This window comes from Weissella koreensis KCTC 3621, from assembly GCF_000277645.1.
In genome coordinates, this window is sequence record NZ_AKGG01000005.1 from 157,086 (window position 1) to 176,358 (window position 19,273).

Here is a 19,273-nt window from a genome sequence, read left to right on the forward strand (position 1 = left end):
AAAACTTGCTTGTTGCTTAAACATAAATTGTTGCTTTAATTAAGGGTAATCAGCCGGGAAGGGTGGTTACTTTTAAGATTTTGCGGTATAATTCATGGTAAGCAGCTAACATGCTGAATTAAATAACAGGAGATTTTTCACAATGGCTAACACGCGTGAATACCCATTAAGCCGGACCCGTAATATCGGGATCATGGCCCACATTGACGCCGGTAAGACAACAACTACTGAGCGTATTTTGTACTATACAGGAAAGATCCACAAGATTGGTGAAACTCATGATGGAGCTTCACAAATGGACTTTATGGATCAAGAAAAAGAACGTGGAATCACGATTCAATCAGCTGCTACAACAGCTGTTTGGCATGGTTTCCATGATCAATTCAAAACAGAACCATACCGTGTCAACATCATTGACACACCAGGACACGTGGACTTCACTATCGAAGTTGAACGTTCATTGCGTGTGCTTGATGGAGCCGTAGCCGTATTGGATGGGGCTGCTGGAGTTGAACCACAAACTGAAACGGTTTGGCGTCAAGCTGAAACTTATCAAGTACCTCGTATTGTTTTCGTTAACAAGATGGATAAGTTGGGGGCTGATTTCCAAATGTCAGTTGACTCAATCAAGTCTCGTTTGGGAGCAAATGCTAAAGCTATTCAATGGCCTATTGGAACTGAAGATGACTTCGCTGGGATCATTGACTTGATCACAATGGAAGCTTTATTCCCAGTTGATGATTTGGGTGAAAAGTGGGAACCACGTGAAATTCCTGCTGATTACAAAGAATTAGCTGAAGAAAAGTATAATGAATTGGTTGAAGCTATTGCTGATGTCGATGATGTTATCATGGATAAGTACTTGAATGGTGAAACTATTGCTCAAGACGAATTGAAGGCAGCTATCCGTCGTGCAGTCTTGGCTTTGGAATTCTACCCAGTACTTGCTGGATCAGCTTATAAAGACAAGGGTGTTCAAATGGTTTTGGACGCGGTTGTTGATTACTTGCCATCACCTTTGGATGTTAAGCCATATATTGCTACAGATCCAGATACTGATGAAGAAATTGACTTGATCGCTAACGATGAAGACCCATTCGCAGCCTTGGCCTTTAAGGTTATGACTGACCCATATGTTGGACGTTTGACTTTCGTTCGTGTTTATACCGGAACTTTGGAATCAGGTTCATATGTACAAAACACTTCAAAGGGAAAGCGTGAACGTGTTGGACGTTTGCTTCAAATGCACGCCACTGACCGGACTGAAATTGAAGAAGTCTTCTCAGGTGATATCGCGGCTGCTATTGGTTTGAAGGATACGACAACTGGAGATTCATTGACAGCTATGGATCGTCCTTTGATTTTGGAATCAATGGAATTCCCTGATCCTGTTATCCAATTGGCTATCGAGCCTAAGACTAAGGCTGACCAAACTAAGATGGGTGAAGCCCTTCAAAAGTTGGCGGAAGAAGATCCTTCATTCCGTGCCGAAACTAACCCTGAAACTGGAGATACTTTGATCTCTGGTATGGGTGAATTGCACTTGGACATCATCGTTGATCGTATGCGTCGTGAATTTAACGTTGATGCAACTGTTGGTGCACCTCAAGTTGCTTATCGTGAAGCCTTTACTAAAACCGTTGAAGCGCGTGGATACTTCAAGCGTCAATCTGGTGGTAAGGGACAATATGGAGATGTTTGGATCGAATTTAGCCCTAACGAAGAGGGAGCTGGATTTGAATTCGAAGATGCCATTGTTGGAGGAGTTGTTCCACGTGAATATATTCCTTCAGTTGAAGCTGGATTGCGTGATTCATTGAATAATGGACCACTTGCCGGATTCCCATTGGTTGACTTGAAGGCCAAGTTGTATGATGGATCATATCACGATGTCGACTCATCTGAAGCTGCCTTTAAGGTTGCCGCTTCATTAGCATTGCGTGAAGCAGCTAAGACCGCTGGAGCCGTTATCTTGGAACCAATCATGAAGGTCGATATTGTTGTACCTGAAGATAATCTTGGTGACGTTATGGGACATATCTCAGCACGTCGTGGAATGATCGAAGGACAAGAACAACGTGGAAATTCATTGATGGTTCACGGTAAGGTTCCGTTGTCAGAAATGTTTGGATATGCAACAACTTTGCGTTCATCAACACAAGGTCGTGGTACATTCCAAATGGTCTTTGATCACTATGAAGCTGTACCTAAGAGTGTTCAAGAAGATATCGTTAAGAAGTATGGTCGTGGAAGTGTTGAAGATTAATCTGATTTCAGGTTATTATTTTTAAAGCTACGATTAATGATAAAAAAGGCTGGGATATTATGTCCTGGTCTTTTTTTATTTCTTTTATTAAAAAATGATTTAAATCATAATAAGCATTAGCTAATGCTATTAAAAAACAGCATAGATATAATGTTGGTCAAATTAAGCGTATATTTGAAGATGTTGTATGATTAAAATGATAGAAATATGTAAAAATAGATGTTTTAAATTGGGAATAACATAACTAGTTTTTAAAGCAATATAGTATAATTTAAGCTAGGATTTGAAAGGTGGACAGCTAAGTGGCACAACCAATTATTGAATTTAAAAATGTTTTAAAACAATATGATGATAAAGTTATTTTAAATGGCGTTAATTTAGAAATTGAAACAGGCAAATTTTATACGTTATTGGGACCATCAGGTTCTGGTAAGACAACTATTTTACGTTTGATTTCGGGCTTTTTAGAAGCAACGAGTGGCGATATTTTATTTGATGGGCAACGAATTAATGATGTTCCAGCAGAAAAACGGCCGGTTAATACTGTATTTCAAAATTATGCGTTATTTCCAAACATGAATGTCTTTGAAAATGTTGCTTTCGGCATGAGAATAAAAGGTTTGCCCGATAATACGATCAAAGAAAAAGTGGCCGAAATGTTGGATTTAGTGAAATTATCGGGATATCAAGATCGTGAAATTAATGAGCTGTCAGGTGGTCAACAGCAACGAGTCGCAATCGCACGGGCGTTAGCAAATGAGCCTAAAGTTCTTTTATTAGATGAGCCACTTTCAGCACTGGATTATAAATTGCGAAAAGAGATGCAATATGAATTACGTGATATTCAACAAAGGTTGGGGATTACATTTATTTTTGTAACACATGATCAAGAAGAAGCTTTGGCAATGTCAGATTGGATTTTTGTTATCAATGATGGTGATATAGTTCAAAATGGTGATCCAGTTGATATTTATGACGAACCCATTAATCATTTCGTTGCTGATTTTATCGGCGAAGCAAATATTATTCCAGGTGTAATGGTTGCTGATAATTTAGTTCACTTTAATGGGCAAAATTTTGAAAATGTTGATGGAGGAATGCGCTTAAATGAATCGGTTGAGGTTGTAATCCGGCCCGAAGATGTTGATATTGTCACAGAAGAAGTTGGTAAAGTTATTGTTACCATTGATGCAACTTCATTTCGGGGCGATTATTTTGAAATTACGGCTTATGACGATGACCATCATGAATGGCAGATCCAATCTACCAATGGGGTTCCTATTGGTAAACGAGTGGGATTGACCTTCGAACCAAAAGATATTCATATTATGCGTCTTAACGAAACCGAAGAGGACTTTGATGCTCGTTTGGAGGCTTATGATGAAGAGTAATCGTCAAACGATTAGCTTTATGCTGCCTTACATTTTATGGGTTGGTTTATTTGTTTTACTACCATTAGCTTTGATGGTTACCCAATCAGTTCAAAATATACATCATCAATGGACTTGGGAAAATTATACTAATTTTTTTAGTTCAGGAACCTATCTCAAAATGACTTTTAATTCTATTTTTTACGCGTTATTAGTAACAGTGCTTACGCTTTTAATTAGTTATCCTATGGCGTATATATTAAGCCGGATCAAGCACAGTCAATTTTGGTTATTATTGGTGATCTTACCAACTTGGGTTAATTTATTGTTGAAAGCTTACGCATTTATCGGTTTATTAGCACGTGAGGGAACAGTTAATCAATTTTTGGGATTTATGGGAATTGCTCCGCAGCAATTACTTTTTACGGATGCTAGTTTTATTTTAGTAGCGACATATATTGAAATCCCCTTTATGATTTTACCGATTTATAATAGCTTGGTTGAAATTAATCCAAGTTTAACGAATGCTGCACATGATCTAGGTGCAACTGCCTGGCAAACATTAAAAAAGGTTATTTTTCCTTTAACTTTGAATGGGGTTAAAACTGGTATACAAGCGGTCTTTATTCCAACGTTATCACTATTTATGCTAACTCGATTGATCGGCGGTAATCGTGTTATTACCCTTGGAACGGCGATTGAGGAACACTTTATGGTGACACAAAATTGGGGAATGGGATCGACGATTGGAATTGTTTTGGTCTTAGCGATGGCATTAACAATGTATCTTACTCGCGAACGCACAAAGAAACGGGGGCGTCGATAATGAAAAAAATAAAAATTGGTCGAATCTATTTAATTTTAGTTTTCATTTTAATGTATGCCCCTATTTTATACTTGATTGTTTTTGCCTTTAATCAAGGAGACCAGATGTCACGATTCACTGGTTTTTCCTTGCGGCATTTCCAAGATATGTTCGCAGATCATCATTTGGTCAGCATTTTAATTAATACTTTTATTTTGGCTTTTTTATCATCAATTTTAGCAACATTAATTGGGACCTTTGGTGCTTTGGGGATTTATCAAATTAGAAAACCAAGTCTTAAAAATTTAGTTTTGTCTCTCAATAATATTTTAATGGTGTCCCCAGATGTTATTATTGGAGCATCCTTCTTGATTTTATTTACTTTGGGTGGAATTACTTTAGGCTTCGGATCTGTTTTATTGGCTCATATTGCATTTTCGATTCCGATTGTTGTTTTATTAGTATTACCAAAACTAAACGAAATGGATACTGCTTTAATTCGAGCTGCCCAAGATTTGGGAGCGAACTCATATCAAGTTTTAAGTCGTGTCGTTTTACCATATAGTTGGCCAGGAATTATTGCTGGTTTCTTTATGGCAATCACTTATTCATTAGATGATTTTGCGGTTACCTTCTTTGTAACCGGAAATGGATTTTCGACTTTATCAGTAGAAATTTATGCCCGAGCACGTCATGGGATTGATCTGTCAATTAATGCCTTATCAGCGGTGATGTTTTTGTTTTCATTAGTATTAGTAGTGATTTATTATTTCATCACAAATCCCAAAAAGCATAAGGGCGGATTAAAAATTCGTCGTCGTTCAACAATTAAGCAGCACGGGGGAATCCAATGAAAAAATTAATTACATTCACCCTGGTAATTTTAGGTGCAGTAGGTGTGTTGTTTTTGGTGAATTATGGATGGCAAGTTTCCGATCAAAGGGAACAGTCAGTAAATGCTAATAAAAAACAACAAGTACTGACTATTTTTAATTGGGGAGATTATATTGATCCAGTATTGATTAAAAAATTTGAAAAAGAAACAGGATATAAAATTGATTATGAAACATTTGACTCAAATGAAGCCATGTTTACTAAAATTAAGCAAGGTGGTACTCATTATGATTTAGCCATTCCATCAGATTATATGATTCAAAAGATGAAGGCTGCTAATTTATTAGAACCGTTGGATCATCAAAAATTAACGGGCTTAAATAATTATAATTCAGCACTAATGAATCAGGAATTTGATCCTCATAATAAGTATTCATTACCGTATTTTTGGGGAACCTTAGGTGTCGTTTATAATGATAAGTATGTTGATCCAATGGAAATCCAGAATTGGGATGATTTGTGGAACGATAAGTGGAAAAATTCAATTATGCTATATGATTCAGCACGTGATGTAATGGCAGTTGGTTTAGCATCTAATAACAATGATATTAATACTAAGGATAATGGTGAATTAATGGCTGCTAAGGGCCGTTTAGATGCTTTGATGCCAAATGTTAAAGCTATTGTTGGTGATGAAATTAAGATGTATATGGTTCAAGATGAAGCGAAAATTGCTTTAGACTTTTCAGGAGATGCCCGGCAAATGATGTCTGAAAATTCTCATTTACATTATTTGATTCCAAATGGTCGAGGAAATGTATGGTTTGATAACATGGTGATCCCAAAAACCGTTCAAAATAAGGAGGGGGCTTATGCTTTTATGAACTTTATGTCGGAGCCAGAAAATGCAGCTAAAAATGCTGAATATAATGGCTATGCTACACCTAATGCTAAGGCTAAGAAATTATTGCCAGCTAAGATTAGAGATAACGAGGCATTTTATCCGACTTCAAAAACGTTAAAGCAGTTAACGACATATCGAGATTTAGGTCTCGACTGGACTGAAAAATATAATGACTTATTTCTCGAATTTAAAATGAGTACAAATCGTTAAAACCAATCAAAGGCGGCTGATGAAATGAAAAAAAGAAAAATAATTTTTGGTCTTGAAATGATATTTTTAATATTATTTATAGTAGCTGTTATTTTGGGGATCATAGCTGGCAAATAATATTTAGGTAGCTTTAAGATTATTTGCATATGATAAATTAAATAATATTTGGAGAGTGAAAATGAAAAAGTCAAATAAAATGACGACGATTTTAGGAATTGTGATTGTAATTTTGTTGGCTTTGCTGATCATGGCGGGGTTAATGGTAGGTAATAAGCAAAAAAACACTGATCAAACGAAACAAGAAAGTTCAGTTGAAACTACTAAACGGCCTAGTGAAAGTAAGGCTAAATTAAACAAAGAGGTTTTGCCACAATTAACTACGACGGTATCAGACAATGAATCATTAGTGGCTTTACATACAACACAAGGTGATATTAAGATTAAATTATTCAATAAGTATGCACCATTAGCAGTTGAAAATTTTTTAACTCATGCGCAAGAAAATTATTATAATAATACGACTTTTCATCGTGTGATTAAAGATTTTATGATTCAAGGTGGTGATCCTAAATCAGCTGAGGACGCTAAGGCTGCTGATTTAGGTCGTGGTGGTAAATCGATTTGGGCGGAAGGTGCTCATAAGGATAGTAAGATTGATTCTGGTAATGGATTCAAAAACGAAATTACAAATAATTTGTATAATATTCGAGGGTCATTGGCAATGGCTAATGCCGGAGCTGATACCAATGGATCACAATTTTTTATCAATCAAGGAAATAAAGACGTGACCAAGCAAATAAGTGTAAAAAAATATCCTGATAAAATTATTAAAGCTTATCAAAATGGTGGAAATCCTAGTTTAGATGGGAATTACACTGTTTTTGGACAAGTTGTTGAAGGCTTAGACGTCGTCGATAAAATTGCCTCATCAGCTGTTAAGACAGATGATAATGGAGAAAATTCTAAGCCCGAAAATCCGGTTAAAATTGAATCGATTGAAGTGCTTCAAACAGCTACGAAATAGAAAATTTAAAGTATAGATGCTGTAACATAAAAAAGATCGGGGAATAAGTCCTCGATCTTTTTTTGTTACAAAATTTATCAGTAATTAACCTTGAACAATCATAACATCAGTCTTAGCATTTTGAACAACGAATGATGCAACGGATCCAACAATTAGACGCTCAATCTTGCTTAAACCAGATTTTCCAATAATTGTCAGATCATTATTATGATCGGCAGGGAATTCTGTAGCAATTACCTTTTTAGGTGAACCAAAGCGCATATGCAATGACACATCGAGGTCAGGGAATTTTTCGATAATTAAGTTCTGATAAGCTTCAAGTTTGTCTTGTGAATCTTGAACCAAGTGGTAAACAACATCACCAGTTACAGACATCCCAGCGACTCCAGACAATGAGTTGGTATCAATTACGTATAACAAATCAAGGTGAGCGTGGTCTCGATTTGCTACAGCCGCAGCCTTTAACGCTACAGAATTGGAAATATCTGAGCCATCCAATGGGGCCAAAATTTTGTCATAAGTTCCATTTTTCATAATATACATCCCTCTCTAATTCATATCATATTTATATTATACCCTAAATTATCTGATATGTAAGGGTTTACAGTTATAAAAAGTTGAACCTATTCAGTAGGAAGGTGTTAAACTAAGTGAGGCAATTATTCATTCGTTTTGAAAAAATTAAAAGGAAGTAAATCATATGGAAGAGAATACACAATTATCACCACGAAGGGTTAATTTAATCTTGGTTGCATTAGGTATGTTTACCTTTATGTCCACTTTGGATGCATCAATTGTTAATATTGCATTGCCCGTGATGGCAAATGATTTATCTATCCCGATGAATCAGGCTACTTGGTCAGTTTCAATATATTTAATTACCATATCAGGACTTTTAACCTTGTTTGGTAATTTAGGGGATCAACTTGGTAAAATTCGCGTCTTTAAGTGGGGGACTTATATTTTTACATTAGGTTCGCTCTTAGCGGGAATTAATTTAGGATTAGGCTTTTTGTTATTGGCCCGAGTGGTTCAAGCAGTGGGAGCTTCTATGACAATGAGCAACTCTTTTGGGATCTCAACATCGGTCGCACCAGCTAACATGCGGGCACGAGCGATGGCAACCATTGCTATGTTTGTATCATTAGGATCAATCGCAGGACCAGCTGTGGGAGGCTTGATTTTATCAATTTTGAAGTGGCCTTTTATTTTTTGGATTAATGTACCATTAGGTTTAATCACAATTGTTTTAGGTGAATTTATTTTTCCAAAAACTAATCGGACCAAAGAGCTTTTAACGATTGATTGGATTGGGACAATTATTTTTTTCATGATGATCGCAATTTTCTTTGGTGGAATTAATGTGGCACAAGAGCAAGGATTCACAGCAATATTACCGATTGTTAGTTATATTTTGAGTATAATTTTGTTGATTTCATTTATTAAATGGGAACAACGAACTTCAAAACCATTAATTGATCTATCAATTTTTAAAGAAAAAATGTTTACTCTGTCAGTCATTACATCGTTTTTGGTCTTTGCTTCAGGTTTCTTTATTAATGTACTTTTGCCCTTTTACTTGGAAAACTTGCGGCAAATTAAGCCAGGCGTAGCAGGAATGTATATGATGTCATATCCTTTAGCTATGCTAATTGGGACACCCATTGCAGGGGTGATTGCCGATCGATTTGATCGTGAATATGTTACATTCTTTGCTTTAACGGGGATTACCTTAGGGATGTCAGGTTGGTTGTTTATGACTGATCAAAGCCCACTTTATTTTGTGGCGATGTTAAGTGCTTGGACTGGATTCTCAACATCCTTCTTTAATTCTCCTAATAACGCAATTACGATGTCAAATGCACCTAAATCACAATTAGGAGTTGCGGGAGCCATTAATGCTTTGGCTCGTAATGTGGGAATGATTTCTGGAACCACAATTGTAACAACAACACTTTACATCTCAATGTCTAAGCAAATGGGACATCAAGTCACCACGTATCCAGTGGGCCATCCGACAGTCTTCGTGAATGGATTACATTTCGCGATGTTCTTTGGAATGTTTTTAGTATTAATTGCTTGGTCTTTGACAGGTTACCGTTTGATTTTAAGATTGCACAATAAGAATTAGTTTGCTATAATATATTTTATGCGATGAGTCGAGAAAGATTATTACGATAATCTTTTACAGACGGCCAACGTTAACACCCGAATGGTGGTTGGTGCAAGGGAAGTTGTGGAACTAAACTTGCTGCACAGACTACAACTTAGCAATAAGTTGGTGTACGTCGACAGTTAGGTAAAACTAACTCCTGAGTTGATGCAGGTCTTACATCAACAACGCCAAACATGAAACCCCGTAACTTCGAGTTGCGGGGTTTTTGTTAGGTTTTTTTATTTGATGAAAAATTAGCGGAAGTTAATTATTTTTTATTATGATATATTATAAAATAGCATAGGAATAATGGCATAGGACTATTCTTTTGGTATAATGAAAGACAATAAGGAAGAAAAAGAGGATTTATGCATGGGACTAAAGCGTTTTTCATTTTTACAGCGAGTGATAATTAATATGATTATTCTGTTAGCTTTAGCAGGATTATTTCAGCAAGGCCTCTATGTACAAAGCTTGTGGAGTGCTTTCATGGCTGCCGTAATTTTGGGTGTTTTAAATGTCTTTGTGCGTCCAGTCTTGCAAATTTTAAGTTTACCATTGACCTTTTTTACGTTTGGTTTATTTTCATTCGTGGTTAATGCGTTTGTTTTATGGATGACTAGTTGGTTTGTCGGACCTGGTTTTCAATTTACTAGTTTTGGATGGGCCTTCTTTATTTCTTTGATTATGTCGCTAGTTAATGCGATTTTATCAGATTTTTTTAGTCGCTAAAATTAGGAGCTATTATGGCAAAAACAATTCAAGTGAAAGATCTATTAGCAAATACCCGTTTAGAGGTTGTGCAAGGTGAAGAGTGGTTGAATCGTAAAATTGTAACCGCCGATATTTCACGACCTGGTCTGGAGATGACAGGCTATTTTGATTATTATGCACCAGAGCGTGTACAGTTGATGGGGATTACGGAAACCTCATTTGCTGAACGAATGAATCATGATGAATTATTAATGATTGCGCGTAAAATGATGGGCGAAAAAACTCCAGTATTTGTGATTTCAACAGGTCGCAAATTACCAGCTGAGTTCTTAAAAGCTGCCAATGAATCTGAAATTCCGGTCTTGGCGACTGAATTAACATCGTCTCAAATTTTAGCAAATATGACATACTATTTATCTGGGGAGTTAGCAGAACGTCAATCAATGCATGGTGTTTTGGTGGATCTTTATGGATTAGGAATTTTAATTACCGGTGATTCTGGTGTTGGAAAATCAGAAACAGCTTTGGAATTGGTTCAACGTGGACACCGATTAATTGCGGATGATCGAGTTGATATTTATCAACGTGATGAAAAGCATTTAGTTGGTGAAGCGCCAGCTATTTTAAGAAATTTAATGGAGTTACGAGGCGTCGGTATTATTGACGTATTGAACTTATTTGGTGCAGGGGCTGTTCGTGATCATTCTAATATTTCATTTAATCTTCACCTTGCTAAGTGGGATAAAGATACAAAATTTGACCGTTTAGGAAATGGTGAAGATCATATTTCAATCCAAGGTGTAAGTTTGCCAAGAATGGTTTTGCCAGTTCAAACTGGAAGAAATCTAGCTGTTTTGATTGAAACTGCAGCCAAAAACTTTCGAGCTAAGAAGATGGGATTTGATGCAACTGAAACGTTTAATCAAAATTTGAATAAATTAATCGAAGAAAATTCAAAAGACTAACAAAATCATTATTGAAAGCGCTTAAATATAGATTTTAAAAGATGATAAAATATGATAACCTATAAGAGTGATTTAATTAAAACCATTGGGGAGAAATGACATGGATCAAATAAAGGTGGCAGTATTAGGGGCTGGTTCATGGGGAACGGCTTTAGCTAATGTTGTGGCAGAAAATGGACATGCAGTCAAAATTTGGGGCCATCGTGCGGTCACAGTTGACGAAATTAATATACAACATACAAATAAAGAATATTTAGGAGACCGTGTTTTACAAGCGAGCATTAGTGCGACGACTGATTTGTTAACTGCGGTTGATGGAGCAGAGATTATTTTGAGTGTTGTTCCTACTAAGGCGACCCGTGAAGTGGCTAACTTGTTGAATCAAGCACTGGAACAATTACAGCAAAAATCGATTGTGGTGGCCGCAACCAAGGGGCTGGAACCATCAACATATAAGTTTGCGAGTCAAATGATTACCGAAGAAATTGAGGCTAAATATTTGGCAGGTATCGCAGTTATCGCAGGCCCTTCACACGCTGAGGGTGTTATTAAACATGATCCGACAACTGTTACAGCGGTTAGCGAAGATTTGGCCGTGGCAGAACGAGTTCAACGTGTGATGAGTAATTCAACATTTCGGGTTTATACCAATGATGATATTGTTGGGGCCGAGTTGGGTGGCGCTTTGAAAAACGTAATTGCCATTGCGGCAGGAGCTTTGCAAAGTTTAAATTATGATGCCAATGCGAAAGCGGCCTTGTTTACTCGAGGCTTAAATGAAATGGCACAGCTAGGAAAAGCTTATGGCGCTAGTCCAATGACCTTTATGGGCTTAGCAGGAGTTGGTGATTTATTTGCTACTGCTACATCTACACATTCACGTAATTTTCGTGCGGGAATGCAATTAGGTGAGGGACTAAGTAAAGAAGAAGTGATTGAACATATGGGAATGGTGATTGAAGGAATTTCAACAACTAAGGTGGTGCATGATTTAGCACAAACTAAGCAAGTTGAAATGCCAATATCAGAAGCAGTCTATCAGGTTATTTATGAAGATCGCGACCCCAAAATTGTAATTAGAGAATTAATGGATCGTCCATTGCACCACGAAGGGAAGTAAAATATAATGAAACCAGTACGTAAAGCAGTTATTCCAGCAGCCGGATTGGGAACACGTTTTTTGCCTGCAACAAAGGCTTTAGCAAAAGAAATGTTACCCATTGTTGACAAGCCTACAATTCAATTTATCATCGAAGAAGCTTTGGCTTCAGGAATTGAAGATATCGTCATTGTTGATGGAAAATCAAAACGTTCAATTGAAGATCATTTTGACTCAAATCCTGAATTGGAAAACAATTTGAAAGAAAAAGGTAAGGATGAATTATTGAAGTTGGTTCAAGAAACAACTGATATTAATCTTTACTTTATCCGTCAATCACATCCACGGGGATTAGGGGATGCAGTTTTGACAGCTAAAGCATTTATTGGTGATGAACCATTCGTTGTAATGCTTGGGGATGACTTAATGACTGATGAAAAGCCATTAACTAAGCAATTAATTGAACGCTATGAACAAACTGGTGATTCAACCTTAGCGGTTATGAAGGTGCCACATGATCAAGTTTCTGAATATGGAGTGATTGCACCAGATACTGAAGTAACACCTGGATTGCATAAAGTTTCAACATTCGTGGAAAAGCCTAAGCCAGAAGATGCACCTTCTGATTTGGCTATTATCGGACGGTATCTATTAACACCAGAAATTTTTGAAGAACTAGAAAAGACTAAGCCAGGTAAGGGAAACGAAGTTCAGTTGACTGATGCTATTGATTCTTTGAACCAACGTCAACATGTCTATGCTCATGAATTTAAGGGACATCGTTATGACATTGGATCAAAGATCGGTTTCTTAACAACAAATATTGAATTTGGTTTGGAACACCCACAAACAGGTGCAGCTTTGAAGCAATACATTAAAGATTTAGCTAAAACCTTAGACTAAATCATTATAATTTTAAGAAGAGGTAAGAATAAGATATTCGGACCTCTTTTTTAATTAATGGTAATTATTTGATAACTTCATGTTAATTTAAATTGATGTACTACACTACATCAATATAGTTGATTCGGGTATATACTGAAATTGCATAGTAAATGCGTTATAATTTTGGAATAAACTTGATTCAAGATGTAGAAGTTATCTTTAAACAGGAGGGCATCAAATGAGTGAACATTTTGCAGTAACCGTGATTGGAGCCGGCCCCGGTGGAATGACAGCAGCAATTTATACTGCCCGTGCTAATTTAAAAACGTTGATGTTAGATCGTGGAATTTATGGTGGTCAAATGAACAATACCGCTGAAATTGAAAATTATCCAGGCTACGTGTCAATTCAAGGACCTGAATTATCTGAAAAAATGTATGCGGCTACGGAAAAATTAGGAGTTGAATATACGTTTGGCAATGTAGAACAGGTTTTGCCACAATCGGATAAAACTTTTAAAATTGTAACTGATATGGATGAATACACCACTGATTCTGTGATTGTTGCTACCGGTTCACAATATAAAAAGTTAGGTGTTCCAGGAGAAGATACCTATAACGGTCGAGGTATTTCCTATTGTGCAGTTTGTGATGGTGCCTTTTTTAAAGGTAAAAATGTTATTGTAGTTGGTGGCGGTGATTCTGCGATTGAAGAAGCTAATTACTTAGCAAGAATTGTTGACCATGTCACCGTTATTCATCGACGTGGTGAACTTCGTGCTCAAAAGATCCTACAAGATCGGGCTTTTTCTAATGATAAAATTGATTTTATGTGGAATACTGAAGTTGAAGAAGTGATTGGAACTGATCAAAAGGTAACAGGAGTAAAACTGATTAATAATCAAACGCAAGAACGTTCAACGTTTGAAACCGCTGGAGTCTTTATTTATGTTGGACTTTTGCCAGTAACTGAACCGTTTATGAATTTAGACATTACTGATGAAGAAAATTGGATTGTAACGAATGAACGGATGGAAACAAAACAACCTGGTATTTTTGCACTAGGAGATGTTCGATCTAAAGAGTTAAGGCAAATTGCAACAGCCGTTGGGGATGCAGCAATTGCAGGTCAGAATGCCTATGCATATATTGAAAGTCTAAAAGATTAGTAAAAATCAATCAGTTAATTTATTAAAAAAACATATCGAGGAATTCATAGATGGATTATAATAAATTATTAGAACAATTAAGGATGGATGAAATTAAAGAATTTAAATTGGAGCCTAGTCAATTTCCGGATTTTTATGAAGTTTGGCGAAGTTATCCATATCAAAATGCTATTCGAGGAATCGCAGGCCGGAATGGTTTGATCACTTATCGCCGGGCTAATTTTTCAGAGAATAATGATAACTAATTCATATAATTTATTGATCAAAATTGTTCTGTTTAATAAGACCTTTATTGTTTTTGATAGGTGTTGTTAAAATGCGGACTGTAACCGTTTGCAAAAAAAAGAAAATATCGTTATAATAGATAAGGTAAGAAGGACTATATCCGGATTATCATAAATAATTAAATATAAATAAAAGGGAGTACATTTATCATGGAATCACGCGAATTTCACATTACAGCCGAAACAGGTATCCACGCTCGCCCAGCTACTTTGTTGGTTCAAACAGCATCAAAGTTCTCATCAAATATCACTTTATCATACGATGGTAAGGACGTTAATTTAAAGTCAATCATGGGTGTAATGTCTTTGGGTGTTGGACAACATGCTGATGTTAAAATTTCAGCTGATGGTGACGATGCTGCTGAAGCAATCGAAGCCATTGGACAAACAATGACAAATGAAGGATTAGCATAATTTTTACTTGTAATAAAATTGTTGCATAAATGAGGGGGAGCCAAATTATGGCACAAGTGATCAAAGGAATTGCTGCGTCAAATGGCGTTGCAATTGCGAAAGCCTATAAGTTAGTGGATCCTGATTTGTCTTTTGAGCAAGTTACAATTGATGACGTGCAATCAGAAAAGGGCCGCTTAGAAGCGGCCTTTTCTGTTTCAAAGACAGATTTGGAACAAATCAGAGATAAAGCTAGTCAAAATATGGGAGCGGAAGAAGCAGAAGTGTTTACCGCTCATATTATGGTTCTAGAAGATCCTGAATTAATTGGTGGAATTAATAATGTAATTGAAACAGAACATGTTAATGCTGAAAGTGCACTGAAAAGTGTAACTGACATGTATATTGATATGTTTGAAGGAATGGCTGATGACAATCCTTATATGGCAGAACGAGCTGCAGACATTCGAGATGTTACTAAGCGGGCTTTGGCTCATTTATTAGGTAAAAAATTACCAAATCCAGCTTTGATTCAAGATGAGGTTGTAATTGTTGCTAAGGATATGACACCGTCGGATACTGCGCAACTTGATCGAAAATTTGTTAAGGGATTTATTACCGATTTGGGTGGTAGAACTGCTCATGCGGCTATTATGGCACGAACATTGGAGATACCAGCAGTTGTTGGTTCAGCAACATCAACACAGGATATTAACGATGGGGATATTTTGATTCTTAATGGGTTAGATGGAACCGCTGTAGTTAATCCGGAAGAGACTGAAATCAAAGAGGCACAAAAAGAGTCAGATGATTATAATGCTAAAAAGCTCGAATGGTCGAAACTTAAAAATGAAGCTTCAGTTTCAGCTGATGGTAAAAAATTAATTGTTGGTTCTAATATTGGGACGCCTAAGGATTTGGCTGGCGTTCTTGAAAGTGGATCTGAAGGTATAGGACTTTATCGGACTGAATTCTTATATATGGATTCGGCTGAATTACCATCAGAAGATGCTCAATTTGAAGCCTATAAAACGATTTTAGATGGAATGGGTGACAAACCAGTCACAGTTCGAACTATGGATATTGGTGGGGACAAGTATTTGCCTTACTTACCATTACCAAAAGAAGAAAATCCCTTTATGGGTTATCGGGCTATTCGAATTTCATTGGATCGGACAGATATCTTCCGGACACAGTTACGTGCCTTATTGCGGGCTTCAGTTTATGGAGAACTATGGATTATGTTCCCAATGATTGCGACACTCTCTGAATTTAGAGCCGCACGTGATATTTTTGATGATGAAAAGCAAAAATTAGTTCAAGCTGGTGTAGCTGTTTCAGATGATATTAAGCTAGGAATCATGATTGAAATTCCTGCTGCTGCCATGCTTGCTGACCGATTTGCTCAGGAAGTTGACTTCTTTTCAATTGGAACTAATGATCTAATAGCCTATACAATGGCTGCCGATCGTGGTAATGAACACGTTTCTTATTTATATCAACCATATAATCCTTCAATTTTGCGTTTGATTAAAAATGTAATTGACGCTGCACATAAATACAATAAATTTGTTGCAATGTGTGGAGAAATGGCTGGAGATCAAATTGCGGCTCCACTTTTGTTAGGAATGGGATTAGACGAATTTTCAATGTCATCAACTTCTGTCCTTCAAACGCGAGCACTTCTAAAATCTCTAGATTCTAAAGAAATGGCTAAATTAGCTGAAAAAGCTTTGAATATGGATAGCAACGAAGAAGTTAAAAAATTGGTTGAGGATACTTTGAACTTAAAGTAACTAAAAAATCGTATAGCCTTACATGAGATGAGGATATGCGATTTATTTTTATTTAAATGTAATTGGTATAGTTTAACGAAACCTTGTGAATGGCTTAATAAACTTATTTATATTGTTAAATTATTATTTTTGGTATAATGTGTTTATGCTATTGGTGAAGGGAGCAGCATGATGGAAATGATGAATCGACGCCCACTGGTTATTGCGAATTGGAAGATGAACAAGTTACCAAGTGAATCGTCAGCTTATATTCAAAAAATTGCAAATCCGCTGAGACGCTATCCTGATGTGATTCCCGTTTTAGCAGGTCAGGATGTTTTATTGCCTGCAATGGTTGAAGCGGCCAAACAGACGGATATCTCAATTGGTGCTGAAAATATGTATTGGCAAGATCGTGGTGCTTTTACTGGTGAAACTTCCCCTGCAGCTTTAGAAGATTTGGGTGTTACATATGTGATTATTGGTCATTCTGAACGACGAAATTATTTTCGTGAAACAGATGAAAAAGTTAATTTAAAGGCACAGGCTGCTTTACAACATAATTTAATTCCTATTATTGCAATTGATGAAGCAATTAAACCTAAAGATGATAATGATCGATCTCACTGGGTGGTAAATGAAGTTATTGAATCTTTAGAAGGTATTTCTGCGGAAGTAGCCAAATCCGTTATTATTGCCTATGAACCGACTGCATCAATTGGGAGTGGTCAAGCCATGACCCCGGCATTAGCACAATTTAGCTTGCGACGAATTCGTCTAACTTTAGCTGATATGTATGATTGGGATGTTGCAAATGCCGTGCGCATTATGTATGGTGGTTCAGTGAAACCAGAAAATGCGTATGAATTAATGATTCAAGATGATATTGATGGGGTCTTAGTTGGTGATTCAGCACTGGACCCAGACAATTTTATTGAATTATGCCAAGTAGCAAATCGAGCACTTCTTACAAAAATTAGACGACTTGATGAGTTTTAATGTAAAAATATGGTATAATTCTCTTTGTGATGGGTATTACAACCCAACTACTAATTATATAATTTGTAAGGAGAATACAAATGTCTGCAATTACTGATATTTATGCACGTGAGGTTTTGGATTCACGTGGTAATCCTACTGTTGAAGTTGAAGTTTACACTGAAGAAGGTGGTTTCGGTCGTGGAATCGTTCCTTCAGGAGCTTCAACTGGAGAACACGAAGCTGTTGAACTTCGTGACGGTGACAAGAGCCGGTTCCTTGGAAAAGGAACTTTGAAGGCTGTTGAAAACGTCAACACTACGATTAAGAACAAGTTGATTGGTATGGATGTTACTGATCAAGTTTTGTTGGATAAGACAATGATCGCTTTAGATGGTACACCAACTAAAGCTAAGTTGGGAGCCAACGCCATTCTTGGTGTTTCAATTGCTGCTGCTCGTGCCGCTGCTGATGAATTGGGAACTCCATTGTACAACTACCTTGGTGGTTTCAATGCTCATACTTTGCCAACTCCAATGATGAACGTTATCAATGGTGGAGCACATGCTGCTAACTCTGTTGATTTCCAAGAATTCATGATCATGCCTGTTGGGGCTAAGACGATGGCCGAAGCTATTCGTATGGGATCAGAAACTTTCCATGCTTTGCAAGCATTGTTGAAGGCTTCAGGTCACTCAACTGCTGTTGGTGATGAAGGTGGATTTGCTCCTGACTTCAAGTCAAACGCAGAACCATTTGAATACTTGTTGAAGGCTATTGAAAATGCTGGCTACACTGCTGGTAAAGATATTGCTATCGCCTTTGACGTTGCTTCATCAGAATTCTTTGATGCAGAACGTAAGCTTTACGTTTTGGATGGAGAACCTGATAAGAAGGAATACACAACTGACGAATTCATCGAATACTTGTCAGACTTAGTTGAAAAGTACCCTATCGTTTCAATCGAAGATCCTTTGGATGAAAACGAATGGGATGCTTGGGTTAAGTTGACTGATAAGCTTGGAGACAAGGTTCAATTGGTTGGTGATGACTTCTTTGTTACTAATACGGAATACTTGAAGAAGGGTATCGACATGGGCGCTGCCAATGCTATCTTGATCAAGGTTAACCAAATTGGTACATTGACTGAAACAATGGAAGCTATTGAAATGGCTAAAGAAGCTGGTTACACAGCGATTGTTTCACACCGTTCAGGTGAAACTGAAGATACAACCATTGCAGACTTAGTTGTTGCAACTAATGCTGGTCAAATTAAGACTGGTTCAATGTCACGTACTGATCGTATTGCTAAGTATAACCAATTGATGCGTATTGAAGATTTGTTGACTCCTGTTGTAGCTGATTACAAGGGTATTAACAGCTTCTACAACATCGATAAAGATGCTAAGGCAGCAATCATCAACTACAAGTAATAAAAATTAAG

General features: G+C 36.9%; 18 protein-coding genes. 17 read left to right on the forward strand and 1 reads right to left on the reverse strand.

The annotated features are described in order from the left end of the window. The first annotated feature begins 142 nt into the window (after positions 1-142). The 6 genes from fusA (at position 143) to JC2156_RS01475 (ending at position 7,413) form a co-directional block, all read left to right on the forward strand. Positions 143-2,266, forward strand: a complete 2,124-nt coding sequence (fusA, locus tag JC2156_RS01450) for an elongation factor G (protein WP_006845062.1) — start codon at positions 143-145, stop codon at positions 2,264-2,266. A gap of 302 nt (positions 2,267-2,568) precedes the next feature. Then, positions 2,569-3,657 (forward strand): ABC transporter ATP-binding protein, encoded by a 1,089-nt coding sequence (locus JC2156_RS01455; RefSeq protein WP_006845063.1) that lies wholly within the window; start codon positions 2,569-2,571, stop codon positions 3,655-3,657. Next, positions 3,647-4,462, forward strand: a complete 816-nt coding sequence (locus JC2156_RS01460) for an ABC transporter permease (RefSeq protein WP_006845064.1) — start codon at positions 3,647-3,649, stop codon at positions 4,460-4,462. The genes JC2156_RS01455 and JC2156_RS01460 overlap by 11 nt, the downstream gene beginning before the upstream one ends. Then, a complete protein-coding gene (locus JC2156_RS01465) occupies positions 4,462-5,295 on the forward strand; it encodes an ABC transporter permease (RefSeq protein WP_006845065.1) in 834 nt (277 codons plus the stop codon). Before JC2156_RS01460 ends, JC2156_RS01465 begins: the two co-directional genes overlap by 1 nt. After that, positions 5,292-6,389, forward strand: coding sequence for an ABC transporter substrate-binding protein (locus JC2156_RS01470; RefSeq protein WP_006845066.1), 1,098 nt, complete (start codon positions 5,292-5,294; stop codon positions 6,387-6,389). The genes JC2156_RS01465 and JC2156_RS01470 overlap by 4 nt, the downstream gene beginning before the upstream one ends. A gap of 178 nt (positions 6,390-6,567) precedes the next feature. Then, entirely contained in the window at positions 6,568-7,413 is an 846-nt protein-coding gene (locus tag JC2156_RS01475; RefSeq protein ID WP_006845067.1) for a peptidylprolyl isomerase, read from the forward strand. Between the two features lie 84 nt (positions 7,414-7,497). Here the strand turns inward: JC2156_RS01475 and JC2156_RS01480 are convergent, their stop codons facing one another. Further along, positions 7,498-7,947, reverse strand: coding sequence for a universal stress protein (locus tag JC2156_RS01480; protein WP_006845068.1), 450 nt, complete (start codon positions 7,945-7,947; stop codon positions 7,498-7,500). 166 nt (positions 7,948-8,113) lie between these two features. On the opposite strand from JC2156_RS01480, the gene JC2156_RS01485 reads away from it, so the two are divergent. The 11 genes from JC2156_RS01485 (at position 8,114) to eno (ending at position 19,262) form a co-directional block, all read left to right on the forward strand. Then, complete coding sequence (locus tag JC2156_RS01485; protein ID WP_006845069.1) at positions 8,114-9,544, forward strand: MFS transporter; 1,431 nt, start codon at positions 8,114-8,116, stop codon at positions 9,542-9,544. Between the two features lie 396 nt (positions 9,545-9,940). Continuing rightward, a complete protein-coding gene (locus JC2156_RS01490) occupies positions 9,941-10,300 on the forward strand; it encodes a phage holin family protein (protein ID WP_006845070.1) in 360 nt (119 codons plus the stop codon). A gap of 14 nt (positions 10,301-10,314) precedes the next feature. After that, a complete protein-coding gene (gene hprK, locus JC2156_RS01495; protein ID WP_006845071.1) occupies positions 10,315-11,247 on the forward strand; it encodes an HPr(Ser) kinase/phosphatase in 933 nt (310 codons plus the stop codon). Positions 11,248-11,347: 100 nt separating this feature from the next. Continuing rightward, positions 11,348-12,367 carry an NAD(P)H-dependent glycerol-3-phosphate dehydrogenase gene (locus JC2156_RS01500; protein ID WP_006845072.1) on the forward strand — a complete coding sequence of 340 codons (1,020 nt, stop codon included), beginning with the start codon at positions 11,348-11,350 and terminating at the stop codon, positions 12,365-12,367. A gap of 6 nt (positions 12,368-12,373) precedes the next feature. Beyond that, on the forward strand, positions 12,374-13,249 hold the full coding sequence (gene galU / locus JC2156_RS01505; protein WP_006845073.1) for a UTP--glucose-1-phosphate uridylyltransferase GalU: 876 nt from the start codon (positions 12,374-12,376) through the stop codon (positions 13,247-13,249). 220 nt (positions 13,250-13,469) lie between these two features. Next, positions 13,470-14,399 (forward strand): thioredoxin-disulfide reductase, encoded by a 930-nt coding sequence (trxB, locus tag JC2156_RS01510; protein WP_006845074.1) that lies wholly within the window; start codon positions 13,470-13,472, stop codon positions 14,397-14,399. Positions 14,400-14,449: 50 nt separating this feature from the next. After that, complete coding sequence (locus JC2156_RS01515; RefSeq protein WP_006845075.1) at positions 14,450-14,644, forward strand: hypothetical protein; 195 nt, start codon at positions 14,450-14,452, stop codon at positions 14,642-14,644. A 189-nt stretch (positions 14,645-14,833) separates the two neighbouring features. Then, positions 14,834-15,097, forward strand: a complete 264-nt coding sequence (locus tag JC2156_RS01520; RefSeq protein WP_006845076.1) for a phosphocarrier protein HPr — start codon at positions 14,834-14,836, stop codon at positions 15,095-15,097. A 47-nt stretch (positions 15,098-15,144) separates the two neighbouring features. Beyond that, positions 15,145-16,872: a phosphoenolpyruvate--protein phosphotransferase gene (gene ptsP, locus JC2156_RS01525; RefSeq protein ID WP_006845077.1), complete on the forward strand. Its 1,728-nt coding sequence runs from the start codon at positions 15,145-15,147 to the stop codon at positions 16,870-16,872. 168 nt (positions 16,873-17,040) lie between these two features. Beyond that, positions 17,041-17,850, forward strand: coding sequence for a triose-phosphate isomerase (gene tpiA, locus JC2156_RS01530; RefSeq protein ID WP_238530577.1), 810 nt, complete (start codon positions 17,041-17,043; stop codon positions 17,848-17,850). 80 nt (positions 17,851-17,930) lie between these two features. Continuing rightward, positions 17,931-19,262 carry a phosphopyruvate hydratase gene (eno, locus tag JC2156_RS01535; RefSeq protein ID WP_006845079.1) on the forward strand — a complete coding sequence of 444 codons (1,332 nt, stop codon included), beginning with the start codon at positions 17,931-17,933 and terminating at the stop codon, positions 19,260-19,262. The last annotated feature ends 11 nt before the right edge of the window (positions 19,263-19,273 follow it).

Excerpts from the sequence above, each read along its gene's own strand:
- JC2156_RS01500 (WP_006845072.1), top strand. The coding sequence starts at position 11,348 with ATGGATCAAATAAAGGTGGCAGTATTAGGGGCTGGTTCATGGGGAACG.
- JC2156_RS01460 (WP_006845064.1), top strand. The coding sequence starts at position 3,647 with ATGAAGAGTAATCGTCAAACGATTAGCTTTATGCTGCCTTACATTTTA.
- JC2156_RS01515 (WP_006845075.1), top strand. The coding sequence starts at position 14,450 with ATGGATTATAATAAATTATTAGAACAATTAAGGATGGATGAAATTAAA.
- eno (WP_006845079.1), top strand. The coding sequence starts at position 17,931 with ATGTCTGCAATTACTGATATTTATGCACGTGAGGTTTTGGATTCACGT.
- JC2156_RS01465 (WP_006845065.1), top strand. The coding sequence starts at position 4,462 with ATGAAAAAAATAAAAATTGGTCGAATCTATTTAATTTTAGTTTTCATT.
- JC2156_RS01520 (WP_006845076.1), top strand. The coding sequence starts at position 14,834 with ATGGAATCACGCGAATTTCACATTACAGCCGAAACAGGTATCCACGCT.
- JC2156_RS01470 (WP_006845066.1), top strand. The coding sequence starts at position 5,292 with ATGAAAAAATTAATTACATTCACCCTGGTAATTTTAGGTGCAGTAGGT.
- JC2156_RS01485 (WP_006845069.1), top strand. The coding sequence starts at position 8,114 with ATGGAAGAGAATACACAATTATCACCACGAAGGGTTAATTTAATCTTG.
- trxB (WP_006845074.1), top strand. The coding sequence starts at position 13,470 with ATGAGTGAACATTTTGCAGTAACCGTGATTGGAGCCGGCCCCGGTGGA.
- JC2156_RS01475 (WP_006845067.1), top strand. The coding sequence starts at position 6,568 with ATGAAAAAGTCAAATAAAATGACGACGATTTTAGGAATTGTGATTGTA.
- ptsP (WP_006845077.1), top strand. The coding sequence starts at position 15,145 with ATGGCACAAGTGATCAAAGGAATTGCTGCGTCAAATGGCGTTGCAATT.
- tpiA (WP_238530577.1), top strand. The coding sequence starts at position 17,041 with ATGATGGAAATGATGAATCGACGCCCACTGGTTATTGCGAATTGGAAG.
- galU (WP_006845073.1), top strand. The coding sequence starts at position 12,374 with ATGAAACCAGTACGTAAAGCAGTTATTCCAGCAGCCGGATTGGGAACA.
- fusA (WP_006845062.1), top strand. The coding sequence starts at position 143 with ATGGCTAACACGCGTGAATACCCATTAAGCCGGACCCGTAATATCGGG.
- JC2156_RS01480 (WP_006845068.1), bottom strand. The coding sequence starts at position 7,947 with ATGAAAAATGGAACTTATGACAAAATTTTGGCCCCATTGGATGGCTCA.
- JC2156_RS01490 (WP_006845070.1), top strand. The coding sequence starts at position 9,941 with ATGGGACTAAAGCGTTTTTCATTTTTACAGCGAGTGATAATTAATATG.
- hprK (WP_006845071.1), top strand. The coding sequence starts at position 10,315 with ATGGCAAAAACAATTCAAGTGAAAGATCTATTAGCAAATACCCGTTTA.